The sequence below is a fragment of the Thioalkalivibrio sp. ALJ15 genome (assembly GCF_000383695.1).
Taxonomy (GTDB): domain Bacteria; phylum Pseudomonadota; class Gammaproteobacteria; order Ectothiorhodospirales; family Ectothiorhodospiraceae; genus Thioalkalivibrio.
The window spans coordinates 285909-297980 of record NZ_KB912057.1; the positions used below are offsets into that span (position 1 = coordinate 285909).

Here is a 12072-nt window from a genome sequence, read left to right on the forward strand (position 1 = left end):
CTAATCCTTCTCGGGGTTCAGCCGCGGGTGGGTCTCCTCCCCCCACAGCAGTACCAGCGCACCGGACAGGAACATGGCGATGGCCACGAACCAGAAGCCCCAGGTGACCGAACCGCCGATGTGGGCGACGACCCCCAGGGCCAGTGCACCGATGCCATAGCCCAGGTCCCGCCAGAAGCGGTAGGTCCCGATCGCCGAGCCGCGCCAGTTCGGATGGGCGATATCGGCGACCGCCGCGCTCAGATTGGGATACAGAAGCGCCATGCCAAGGCCGGTTACGGCCGCCGCGAACGACCACCAGACGACCCCCTCGCCGAGCAGCGTCAGGGCCACGCCCGCGCCACAGATCCACATACCCCAAACGATGGGCTGCAACCGCCCCACATGGTCGGAGAGCTTGCCAGTGGCGAACTGCGAGCCACCCCAGACAAAGCCGTAGATCCCCACGACCCAGCCGATCGCGGCCAGGCTCAGCCCCTGCTGATACAGGAACACCGGATAGAACACCCAGACCAGGGCATCGACGAACTTCTCCACCAGGCCCGCCTGGCTGAACGCGGCCATGCGCCGGTCACGCCAGGACATCAGCGTGAACACCTCCCAGGTGGTCGGCGTATCGGCGATCGATTTGGGATAGCGCGGTTGTGGCCCGGTGGATTGCCCGGCCGCATGCCGGGCCCCCTCGGCCTTGGCCCAGTCCAGGGTCTCGCGCACCCACAGTGCAGTCATCAGGACCGCGATCGCGATCACGACTATGCCGAACACGAACACCCCCATGCGCGGCCCGAGGGCAGCGGCCATATAGCCGGTCACGATCCCGGCCACGGCCACCCCGACATAGCCGGAGAACTCGTTCATGCCCATCGTGAAGCCGCGTTCGTCGCCCCGGGTGATGTCCATCTTCGCGGTCTGGGTCATCGACCAGGCGAGCCCCTGATTCACGCCTAACAGGACGGTCGCGGCCACAATCCAGCTCCAGGATGGCGCGTAGAGGATCATGAACGGGATCGGGATGGCCGCCATCCAGCCGAGCATCAGAACGGTCTTGCGCCCCATGCGTTCGGACAGCCGCCCGGCAACGAAATTGAGCACGCCCTTGACCACGCCGAACGCGACGACGAACGCGGTCAGCAGCATGAACGAGCCCTCGGCCACGCCGAACTCGTCCTCGGCCAGCGCCGGGATGACGGTGCGCATCATCCCGATCGTCAGGCCCACGAAGAAGACCTGGATCAGTTGCTGCCCAAACTGCCCGAGGTTCTCGCGAATCCCGTGGGTCAGGTGTTCATAGGCCTGGGCGGCCCTGGATGGATCGCTCATCAGAGTTCCTTGTCTTGCGCCACTCAGGCCGCGATATTGGCGGCTACATAGGCGTCCATGCCCGCCGGTCGCGGGGGGATATCACTCGTCAGGAAGTCGACGAACGCATCGCGATCGCTGAATGCGAGCCCCGGATTAAAGCGTTTCTCGAAACCCAGGGTGGAGGACGGCTTGCCCGACAGGCCCGCGCCGCAGGCGCTTCCAGCGTAATGGCCCGGATAGATCTCGAGCTCATCCGGCAGCCCCAGCAGCCGCTGATGCAGGCTGTCGTAGAGCCGCCCGGCCATCTCGCGCTCCTGCCCGGCCAGATCGGGTCGCCCGACGCTCCCGATAAACAGCGTGTCCCCCGTCAGCACGAACCAGGGCTGCCCGCCGCGACGTTTGTCGGTCACCAGCAGACACACGCTGTCCTCCGTATGGCCCGGCGTGTGGAGGACCTCTACTTCGACATTACCGGCCTCGATCCGGTCGCCATCGCGCAGGGGATGAAAATCAAACTCTACCACCTCGCGATCCGATTCATGAAGGCAGTACTTCGCGCTGGTGCGCTCTGCAAGATCACGACCACCGGAATAGTGATCGGCATGGACATGGGTATCGATCACGTGCGTGATCTCGACGCCAATCTGGCGTGCCTGCTCCAGGAACCACTCCTGGTCACCCTCGACGACGTCCACAGCAATCGCCTTGCCGAGCGACCCGCATCCAAACAGATACGACAATGAAGATTCTGTAGTCGGTAACTGACGGAAAAACATGAGACACCTCCTGGATCATCCATGATGACGGCCAGAGATCGCCGAGAATGGGGAATCGAGTGGTTCCGTTCCGGGAACCTCGCCCCACAATCGAACGGAATCCACCTGACACAGCATTCATTCTAACGTTCGTTAGAACGTAACCTAGTCCGCGGCCGAAGGGATGTCAAATACGTGCTGGCGTATGCGGATGGGGCTCCACCGCAGCACACGGACGAACGTCCGATTGCACATAGCCCACAGGCCTCCGCTGGAGGCGCTGTTGTGGGAGTAAACGAACTGGCGGGCGGTCCGCCAGCCGAGGTGGGCTCAGCGGTCTGAGAGACCCGGGGAAAGACTGATCAGTGTTTCCCTTGTTCCAGGGGCAGACCCTGATGGCGCCATTCGGCGACACCGTGGTCCAACCGGACGGCGCGGAAGCCGTGCTCGCCCAGGATCGCGACCGCATCGCGCGCCATCAGGCAGTACGGTCCCCGGCAATAGGCAACGACCGGGACATCCGGCGCCAATTCGTCCAGACGCTGCTTCAACTCGCGCAGCGGGATGGAGCGGGCGTGCGGCAGATGCGCGGTGGCGTACTCGGTGTCCGGGCGAACGTCCAGCACGATCAACTCACCCTTGCGTGCCTGCTCCAGCAACTCCTGGCCACCTAGCGGCACCATGTCGCCGGCACTGGCCGCCATGTCGCGCACAGCGCCCTGCAACTCCAGCAAGCGGCTCTCGGCCAGCTCGCGCAGCACGACCCAGAAATCGGCCACACGTGGGTCTGCCAGCCGGTAGAAGATACGCCGTCCATCGCGCCGGGACTCCACCAGGCAGGCCTGGCGGAGGTCCTTCAGGTGGGCACTGGCCAGCTTGACGCTGATCTGGGCATCCGCCGCGAGCTGATCGACGCTCTTCTCCCCCTGCACCAGGATCTCGATCAGTTCCAGCCGCTTCGGGCTGGACGCCGCCTTGCCGATCCGGGCGACCTGGTCATAGAGCAAATCTTTCAGTTCGCGATCAGACATGAACGCATTCCTGATGGGGAAGTCGGCAAGGTAGACCGCCCTGCCCTGACGCGCAAGGCCTGAACAGGAACGCGGGTTTGTTGCACCGAATTTTTTCTTGACTAGATTACTCAGGAACTATTCATCAGCAGTTGGTAACAAACTAACCAACAAGCCGTGCCCCAACCGAGGGGTACCCGTTCCCGAAAGGAGGACAACCATGAGCCAGCTGATCCACAACTTCCCGGCCGACGGCGTCGTCACCATCAACCGCGTGATCCTGAAGCCGGAGTACAGCATCGACGACCTGCAGGAGCGCGTCGCCATGCTGTGCGAGAACGTAAAGACCTATCACTCGGACACCGGCTTCGTCGGCGGCTTTGTCGCGCTGAATTCCGGCGCCGTCTCCAACGAGGGCTCGACCATCGGCCAGGCCGTGGAGAGCCCGATGAAGGACAAGGAGGCGCTGATCATCACCTTCTGGCGCAGCTTCGAAGAACACGAAGCCTCGCATCGCAGCGAGACCTTCCAGCCGCTGTTCCAGGAGGTCCTGGAGCTGTGCGAAAACGGTAACGAAGAGATTGCCTACGAAATGCTCTGGTCTGGCGCGGCCTATTCGCCGGAAGAGGCCAAGGCCGCTCGCGAGGCGAAGGAAACCCATCAGGCGGCCTGAACCTGCACTGATGGCTGAGTGACCTCCAGTCGTATTTCTCTCCTGCGACTGTGCCCATTGCCGGGACCTTGCGTCCCGGCTTTTTTATGGCTGACCGACCACGATGCCAGCCAGGTCGGACTTAGCGTCGGGGTTCGTCGTCCGAGGAGGACTCGTTCATCTCCGGGGGCGAGGCAAGGGTGTGGGTCTTGTTGTCGTAGCGACCCTTGAGTTCGTCGGAGCGTGTGTGTTCCCACAACGGCACCCCGACAAAATACCCTGCACGGCCGATCGCATGCGCGGCCACCGGGGCCGTCAGCAGCAGAAAACCAATCACTGCCACGGCGCGGGTGGTCACGCCCCCGTCGCCGAAATAGACGGCGACCCCCACCATCATCAGGCCGGCCCCAAGCACACCCGCCTTGGTGGTGGCGTGCAGGCGCATCGGCAAATCCGGCATGCGGACAAGCCCCAGCGCGGCCACCACCATGAAAGCGGCCCCGGACACCAGGAACAACGCCGTCAGTAGCTCAATCATCTTCGCGGTGCCCCCCTTTCTCGAGATAGCGGGCAAATCCGACCGCGGCGAGGAAGGCGGTCAGAGCCAGCACCATCGCCACGTCGATAAACGGGGTCCGGCCACTGGAGATCACGTACACCGCGATAAAGCCAATGGTCAGGGACGCGATCAGTTCCAGCGCCACCACGCGATCGGGCAGCGTCGGCCCGAGATAGAGACGCCAGAACCCCAGCACCAGGGAGATGCTGAGCAGTACATTGGCCACGATGATGGCGATTTCGAACATCTGTGTCCCCCGCGCCTAGCGCAGGACCTCCAGGGCCCGGTGTTCCAGATACTTGATCGACCGAATCACCGCATCGCGGTCTTCCAGGTACATTACATGGATGTAGAGCACCTTCCGGTCGGTCGAGACGTCCAGGCTCAGGGTGCCCGGTGTCAGCGAGATCAGGTTCGCGACGATCGTGATCTCGCCATCGGTCTGCGCATCCAGCGGAAAGGCAATCACGCCCGGCACCATGTGGTGCGTCGGCGTCATCACATCGTAGGCGACCTTCAGGTTCGACAGGAACAGCTCCCACAGGAAGAACCCAATGAAGGCGATGAACTTGGGCACCCGTCGCGCGTAGCTCGCGAAGGCCGGCTTGTCACGCAGCGCGAACGCCAGCAGGACATAGCCGAGGAAGAACCCGATCAGCAGATTGCCCCCTGTGAAGTTCCCGGTCAGGAACACCCAGATCAGGGCCAGCGCGATATTCCAGGTCAGCGCGATCATTGCCGTGATTCTCCCAGCACGGCCTCAATATACTGCGACGGATCCAGGAGCTGCTCGGCGGACATCGCCGCCATCTGGTAGATCGGCTCGCCGTACAGGCCAATGGCCACGGTCATCAGCGCCAGCATAATCACCGGCACCCACATCCAGATCATCGGGCCCGAACTGACATCACGGAGCTCGCCCTCAACGCCCTCCGGCTGCGCCTTCCAGAACACCTCGGCCCAGATCTTGATCATCGAATACAACGTCAGCAGACCCACCAGCAGAGCCACGCCCACCGCCCAGTAGGCCTCGGCCTCGATGCCAGCGCGGATGATGATGAACTTGGCGAAGAACCCGGACAGTGGCGGCAGACCCGCCAGTGACAGCGCCGGGATCAGGAACAGCACGCCCAGCATCGGGTTCGTCCGGTAGACCCCGCCCATCAGTTTGAGCTCATGGGTCCCCTTCATCACGAAGGTGATCCCGCTGATCAGGAACAGATTCGCCTTCACGATGATGTGGTGCATGATGTAGAACACCCCACCGACCAGTGCCAGCGGTGTGAACAGTGCCAGACCCATGATCATGTAACCGATCTGGCTGATGATGTGGAACGACAGAATGCGCCGGAACTCGTAGTGGGCGGCCGCCCCAAGCACGCCGGTCAGCATCGTGGCCGCGGCCACCCACAGGAGGATCTCGTGGGTGTAGTCCACATCCTGGTTGAAGATCAGTGTGAACACGCGGTACAGCGCGTACACCCCAACCTTGGTCAGCAGGCCCGCGAACAGCGCGGAGACCGCGACCTTCGGCGTGTGATAAGAGGCCGGCAGCCAGAAGAAGAACGGGAACGCCGCCGCCTTCACCCCGAACGCGACCAGATACAGCATCGCGATCACGGTGATCAGCCCGGTGTCCTCCACCGTGGAGAGCTTGTCGCCGATATCCGCCATGTTCAGCGTGCCGGTCAGGCCGTAGGTCAGGCCGATCGCAGTCAGGAAGATCATCGACGACAGCAGGTTCAGGGTGACGTACTTGATCGCCCCTTCCATCTGCGAGCGCTCGCCACCCAGGATCAGCAGCGCAAACGACGCGACCAGCATCACCTCGAACCAGACATAGAGGTTGAAGATGTCGCCGGTCAGGAACGCGCCGTTCACGCCCGCCAGCAGCAGATGCAGCAACGGGTAGTAGCCGAACTTCTCCGACATCTTGCCGATGCCCGAGAGCGAATAGATCGCGGTCGCAAAGCCGATGATGCCAGTCAGCACCACCATGATCGCCGCCAGCATGTCGGAGACCAGCACGATCCCGAACGGCGCCGGCCAGGAGCCCATCTCCATCACGACATGGCCGTTCTCCCAGGTCTCCAACAGCAGCCAGACGGTGGCCGCCAGCATGGCGCCGGTGCCGAGCACGCCCAGCGCACGCTGCGCGAAATGCGAGCGCCAGAACATCACCGACAGCGCGCCGGCGAGCAGCGGGATGATGACCGGAAGGGCAACGGACATATTCATCGATCCGTGTCCTTCATCTGGTCCAGATCATCGACCTTCACCACCTCGTAGGCGCGATGTATCAACACTACGGCGAATGCCAGTACGCCGAAGCCGATCACGATCGCGGTCAGCACCACGGCTTGCGCCAACGGATCGGCCGACAGCCCTTCAGGAACCGTGGCACCCGGCGGGATCAGCGGCGGCGCGCCCGGCAGCATGCCGGCCAGCGTAAAGATCAGCAGGTTGGCCGCGTTCGACAGCAGCACCAGGCCGATCACCAGCTTGACGATCGAGCGCCGGAGCATCATGTAGATGGCCGCGGCGTACATACCGCCGACCACGAAGGCCATGACGACTTCCATCAGTCTTCTGCCTCCGCCAGGTTGAGCATGATCGTCAGCACCGACCCGATCACGACGAGATAGACGCCGATATCGAAGATCAGCACGGTAGAGAGCTTGATCTCGCCAAAGACCGGGGCCGTGAATTCCCACCACTGGGCCGTGAAGAACGCCTGCCCCAGGAAGGCCGCGGGCAGTGCGCTCACGACCGCCAGCACCATGCCGGCACCCAGCAGGTCGCGCGGGTCCACGCGCAGCACCTTGCGCGCGGAGCGGATGTCCATGGAAAACAGGTACAACACGATCGCCGCCGCCGCGACCAGGCCACCGATAAACCCGCCACCCGGCTCGTCGTGGCCGCGCAGCAGCAGGAACACGGAGAACAGCAGCAGCAGCGGCAGCAGAAAGTGCCCGGCCGTGCGCAGGATCAGCGAGTGCATGTTCATCGGCGGTGGTCCTCCGCACGGAAGCGAATCATCGCGTACACCCCGATCGCGGCCAGGGCCAGCACGAAGATCTCGCCCAGCGTATCCAGTGCCCGGAAGTCCACCAGCACCACGTTCACGATGTTACGGCCATAGCCCGAGGGCTCCGACTCCTCGATGAAGTACTGCGAGATCGAGTCGAACAGGCGCGCATCCATTGTGCTCAGCATCAGCAGCGTGATCATGCCGCCGGTGACCAGCGCGATACCGGCATCGCGCAGCCGCAGCGCGGTAGACGACAGATTCAGGAAACCCGGCAGGCGGAACAGCACCAGCACCAGCAGGATTACCGTCAGGGTCTCAACCAGCACCTGGGTGATCCCCACATCGGCCGCGCTGTACAGCACGTACACCAGGGCGACCGTAAAGCCCAGAGAACCCAGCGCTGCCACGGCGCCCAGACGCGAGCGCGTCAGCACCGCGAACAGCATCGACGCCACCAGGATGGCGATAATGGCCATCTCGTGGATCTGCAGGCGCTCGAAGTGCGCCGTGCCGACACTCACGTTGAACAGCTGCGCGGTCACTCCGACCAGGCCCGCGGTCATCGCCACGATCACGATCACGTAATAGCGCAGATAGCCGTTCTGCAGGACCCGGGTCTGCCATTCGGAGATCCAGACCAGGCCATCCATCATCTTGAAGTAGCCCTTCTCCGGGCCGTATTCAGCGGCCCGATCGACCCAGTCCAGGGCCCGACGCGCCTGCTCCCAGCGCCAGTAGAGCAGACCACCCGCGACCAGGCTGAACGCGGAGATCGCCAGCGGCCAGTTAATGCCGTGCCACAGCGCCAGGTAACCATCCACCGGCGCGCCCTGCACGCTCGCCGCCGCGGCGTTGACCAGCCCGTCGTCCGCCAGCCCCGGCCCAAGGCCAAAGATCAGTCCCAGGCTCGCCAGCACGACCGGGCCGGCCAGCATCGCCGGCGGTGCCTCGTGGTGCGGGGTCTTGGGTGTTTCCACCCGAGCCCCGAACCACGGCCGGATGCCGACGATCGCGGCGACCGCCACCCCGAGGATCGCGGTCAGTACCGCCAGCAGCGTCAGGATACCCACCAGACCCGGTGCCTCGAGCACCGACTCCAGCATCAGCTCCTTGGCAACAAAGCCGAACAGCGGAATAACCCCACCCAGCGACAACGCTGCAAGAATCGCGAAGGCGGCCGTGATCGGCAGCGCGGTGCGCAGCCCCCCGGTTTGCAGGAAGTCCTTGGCCCCGGCCTCGTGGTCGAGGATGCCGGCGACCATGAACAGCGCGCCCTTGTACAGAGAATGCGCCAGCAGGAAGGCCATCGCGGCCATCAGCGCGGTCTCGGTGCCGATACCAATCAGCATGGTCAGCGTGCCCAGCGCCATCACGGTGGAATAGGCCAGGACCTGCTTCACGCCCGTGCTGCGGAAGGCCAGGAAGACGCCCGTGAACATGGTGATCGCGCCGAACAGCGCGAGCGTGGTGAACCAGATATCGGTGCCACCCAGCGAAGGATTCAGGCGCGCCATCAGGTACACCCCGGCCTTCACCATGGTGGCGGAGTGCAGATAGGCGGAGACCGGCGTCGGCGCGGCCATCGCGCGCGGCAGCCAGAAGTGGAACGGGACCTGGGCCGACTTGGTAAAGGCCCCGATCAGTATCAGAATCAGTAAAGGCAGGTACAGCGCGTGTTCGCGGACGACATCGCCGTTGGCCAGGATCTCGGAGAGCTCGTAGGAGCCGCCGGCCATCGCCAGCATGATGATCCCGGCGAGCAGCGCCAGGCCGCCACCGACCGTGACAATCAGGCCCTGCAGTGCGTACTTCCGGGCGTCCGCGTTCTCGTGGTTATAGCCGATCAGCAGATAGGACGTGATGCTGGTCAGCTCCCAGAACACGAACATCGCAATGAGGTTGTCCGCCAGCACCAGCCCCAGCATGGAGCCCATGAAGGCCAGGATAATCACGTAGAAGCGCCCGAGGTCGCGGTGCCCCTCGAGATAGCGCCCGGCATAGGTGACGATGAAGAACCCGATACCCGAGATCAGCAGCGCGAACAGCAGCGACAGGCCGTCCACCAGGAACGACAGGTGGATATCCAGCCCCGGCAGCCAGGGCCAGCTGAGCACGATGGACTCGCCGGCGGAGACCGCAGGGAGGAAACTCAGGAAATAGAGGAACAGCGCGGCCGGGAGGAGCCCCAGCACCCAGCCGCTGGCGCGACCGGTGACACGATGGACCGCGGGTGCGATCGCGGCCACCAGGAATGTTGACAGAATTGCGTAGAGCATCCGGCCAGCTGAGTCCTTTTGCGTCGGGCGTTATCCGCGTGACCCCGTACGACCTGCCCGGAATCACGCTCCTGGAGTTGCGTCCGCCACCAAGGACCACCGGCGACGGCTTCAAAACAGCTGCGAAAGCCTAATGGCTCGATCGCCGGCACGCAAGAAACGCGTATGGGGGCACGTTTCGGCGCGCGTCCCCGGGCAACCCCGGAGACGGAAGGGGGGATCAGTACCAGTCGCTGCGGCGGCGGCGCAATGGGATGCGCGTCAGGATAATGCCAAGAATCAGGCTGCCAACCGTCACCGCCGCACCCGTCATGAACCACCGCCGCTGGCTGTCGGCCTGCATCACCTCCACCTGGCGGCGATACTCGTCCGCGGAATCACGGGCCTCTACCAGCTCGCTTTCCAGGCGCCGGTTTTCGCGCTGGATCTCCTGCGGCCGTTCCGCGACGTCGCGCAGCTCCTCGAGCTCGGACTCCATGTCCGCCACCTGCGTCTCCAGGCCATCGCGCTCGGCTTCGAGTTCGCGGCGGGTATCCAGCAGTTCGGCAATCCGGCCTTCCTGGTCGTCCGCACCCGAGCGAATCTCGGCCAGCTCGGCCTCGACCTCTTCCAGGCGTTCACGGGAATGCGGCTCGTCCTGCAGGTAACGGGTCAGGATCCAGGCCTCGGTGCCGCTGGGCAGGCGAATACGGGTATGGCCATCGCCGCTCTCCTCGAGCACCGTGACCTCCTGACCCGAGCGCACTGAACTGATAATGCGGCTGTTCGGCCCGGTGCCATTCCGCACCCCGACCTCCAGCTCGTCGCTGACGAAACGCGTGGTCTCGGCCATCACCGCCGTCGCGGTCAAGCCGCCCAGGATCAGAATCCCGGATACCGTAAGTCCGCGCATCACCCGCTGCATCTGCATGCCCATGTCCTGCCTCTCGCCTGGTTGCCTGATCCGACCATGGAGTCAACGTCGCCTGCATGGCCGGGGGCGCATTCTACAGTGGCATTCGTGGCTCGCGGCAACGCACCGCCTGCGGGGTGATCCGCGTCACACTCCGGCATCCGCATCCCGGGCCGACGTCGAACGGTCCGCGAGCCGTTCGCGCACCGCGCGCGCCGGGAATGTGACCAGCTCGAACAGGGCCGGCAGCAGCCTGCGCAGCTGCAATGCAATCACGGCAAGCAGGTGCAGCACACCCGTCAGCAGCGCCAGCAGGATGCCAAGAAGCCCTCCGACCAGCACCCGTATCGCCTGCAGGAGGGAGACCAGCCACAGCGGCGCAAGCGCCACCACCAGCGGCACCACCAGCCCGACCGCCGCACCAACCATCTGCTCGGTCCAGTACAGCGTGGGCGGTGGCGCGACCTCCCCGGCCATCAGGGTCTCCAGCAAATCGTTGCGATAGCGGACCCACTCCAGGTGATAACCGGCCAGGCCCGACAGCACCACCACGGCGGCCAGCACCAGCAATGCCGTGACCACCAGGCCCATTCGGGCCCAGTTGTCGCGCTCCATCACCGCCTGCGGCAGCAGCCGGACCGCCCCGCGGCTCTCGGCCAGCAGCCACCCGCTTACCAGCGCAATCCCCAGCAGCAGCGCAATGATCCGATCCGAGAGCGTCCCGGGCCCCGCGTCCTCGGCACCCGGGAACTGCCCGTCAAACGGCGGCCCGAAGAGCTGGTGGTACACCGTGACCGCCAGCACCGTCAGCGCAAGCCCCAGCAGGCCCAGCAAACCCTGGCTGACGGCCTGGATATACGAAGGCATCTGATGGCGGATCGAAGGCTCGGTCTGCTCGCAGCGCGTCAGGGCGTGGTCCAGGCGGCCCCCCTGACGCTGCAGGTCGCCCAGACGCCTTTGCAGACCCTCCAGACGGCCGACCAGCTGATCCACCGGGCTCTCCAGCCGCCGCCGGGCGGCCAGCATGCCCTGCGCCAGCTGCCGGTGTTCCTCCATGCCCAGCCGCGCGATACGCAGGATCGTCTCCTGGAGATCCTGCGCGAGACGCTGACTCTGCGGGGTATCACTGACGGGGGTGCTGGCCAGTGCCTCGAGACGGCTTACCCAGGCGGGTTCCTCGAGCAGGCGGGTCTCGTCCCGTTCGTAGGCCTCGCGCAGGGCGCGCAAGGTTTCAGTGGACTCCTGGCGAAGCTGCGGCATCTGCGCCAGGTCATGCCCCACCAGGTGGGCATACCGACGTTCCAGGGCCTCCACCGCCCCGTGGATACGATCGGCCTCCAGCCGTGCCAGATACCGGCGATGCCAACCGGTCACGGCATCCCGCACATGTACGAGATGCCGGCGCAGCGCACATACCAGGTGGACCAGCCCGCCCGTGATCGCAAGCAGCACCGTGCGCACCGGATTCCGCGCCCAGTCCAGCAGCACGATGGCGACCACGATCGCCAGAGTCACCATCAGGATTGTGATCGCCACGCCACCCCCTCGTCGGTCCTGCCTGTCGCCCGGACACGCCGGGCCCCACACCTACCCTG

13 protein-coding genes are annotated in these 12072 nt (G+C 64.6%); 1 reads left to right on the forward strand and 12 read right to left on the reverse strand.

Annotation, left to right across the window (positions count from 1 at the left end):
* From G015_RS0104990 to G015_RS0105000, 3 genes are all read right to left on the reverse strand, one after another.
* The gene (locus tag G015_RS0104990; RefSeq protein WP_018648999.1) at positions 1-1320 is read right to left on the reverse strand and encodes an MFS transporter; all 1320 of its coding nucleotides are present in this window, start codon (positions 1318-1320) and stop codon (positions 1-3) included.
* 23 nt (positions 1321-1343) lie between these two features.
* Entirely contained in the window at positions 1344-2078 is a 735-nt protein-coding gene (locus G015_RS0104995; RefSeq protein ID WP_026278824.1) for an MBL fold metallo-hydrolase, read from the reverse strand.
* A 341-nt stretch (positions 2079-2419) separates the two neighbouring features.
* Positions 2420-3088, reverse strand: a complete 669-nt coding sequence (locus G015_RS0105000) for a metalloregulator ArsR/SmtB family transcription factor (RefSeq protein ID WP_018174754.1) — start codon at positions 3086-3088, stop codon at positions 2420-2422.
* Between the two features lie 199 nt (positions 3089-3287).
* Here G015_RS0105000 and G015_RS0105005 point away from each other — a divergent pair, with 199 nt between their 5' ends.
* Positions 3288-3740 (forward strand): hypothetical protein, encoded by a 453-nt coding sequence (locus G015_RS0105005; protein WP_017925939.1) that lies wholly within the window; start codon positions 3288-3290, stop codon positions 3738-3740.
* A 121-nt stretch (positions 3741-3861) separates the two neighbouring features.
* On the opposite strand, the gene mnhG is transcribed toward G015_RS0105005, so the two are convergent.
* The 9 genes from mnhG to G015_RS0105050 all read right to left on the reverse strand — a co-directional run bounded on the left by mnhG (position 3862) and on the right by G015_RS0105050 (position 12013).
* Positions 3862-4257 (reverse strand): monovalent cation/H(+) antiporter subunit G, encoded by a 396-nt coding sequence (gene mnhG / locus G015_RS0105010; protein WP_018138678.1) that lies wholly within the window; start codon positions 4255-4257, stop codon positions 3862-3864.
* Positions 4250-4525 carry a cation:proton antiporter gene (locus tag G015_RS0105015; protein WP_018138677.1) on the reverse strand — a complete coding sequence of 92 codons (276 nt, stop codon included), beginning with the start codon at positions 4523-4525 and terminating at the stop codon, positions 4250-4252. Before G015_RS0105015 ends, mnhG begins: the two co-directional genes overlap by 8 nt.
* Positions 4526-4540: 15 nt before the next feature.
* Positions 4541-5014, reverse strand: a complete 474-nt coding sequence (locus tag G015_RS0105020) for a Na+/H+ antiporter subunit E (RefSeq protein ID WP_012982165.1) — start codon at positions 5012-5014, stop codon at positions 4541-4543.
* On the reverse strand, positions 5011-6516 hold the full coding sequence (locus G015_RS0105025; RefSeq protein WP_018174753.1) for a Na+/H+ antiporter subunit D: 1506 nt from the start codon (positions 6514-6516) through the stop codon (positions 5011-5013). Before G015_RS0105025 ends, G015_RS0105020 begins: the two co-directional genes overlap by 4 nt.
* Positions 6513-6860, reverse strand: coding sequence for a Na+/H+ antiporter subunit C (locus G015_RS0105030; protein WP_012982163.1), 348 nt, complete (start codon positions 6858-6860; stop codon positions 6513-6515). The genes G015_RS0105025 and G015_RS0105030 overlap by 4 nt, the downstream gene beginning before the upstream one ends.
* Positions 6860-7285 carry a Na+/H+ antiporter subunit B gene (locus tag G015_RS0105035; protein WP_012982162.1) on the reverse strand — a complete coding sequence of 142 codons (426 nt, stop codon included), beginning with the start codon at positions 7283-7285 and terminating at the stop codon, positions 6860-6862. Before G015_RS0105035 ends, G015_RS0105030 begins: the two co-directional genes overlap by 1 nt.
* Positions 7282-9585: a putative monovalent cation/H+ antiporter subunit A gene (locus G015_RS0105040; protein WP_012982161.1), complete on the reverse strand. Its 2304-nt coding sequence runs from the start codon at positions 9583-9585 to the stop codon at positions 7282-7284. Before G015_RS0105040 ends, G015_RS0105035 begins: the two co-directional genes overlap by 4 nt.
* Before the next feature lie 220 nt (positions 9586-9805).
* Positions 9806-10495, reverse strand: coding sequence for a TIGR04211 family SH3 domain-containing protein (locus tag G015_RS0105045; RefSeq protein WP_018138673.1), 690 nt, complete (start codon positions 10493-10495; stop codon positions 9806-9808).
* Positions 10496-10624: 129 nt separating this feature from the next.
* Positions 10625-12013 carry a hypothetical protein gene (locus tag G015_RS0105050; protein WP_012982159.1) on the reverse strand — a complete coding sequence of 463 codons (1389 nt, stop codon included), beginning with the start codon at positions 12011-12013 and terminating at the stop codon, positions 10625-10627.
* Positions 12014-12072 lie beyond the last annotated feature (59 nt).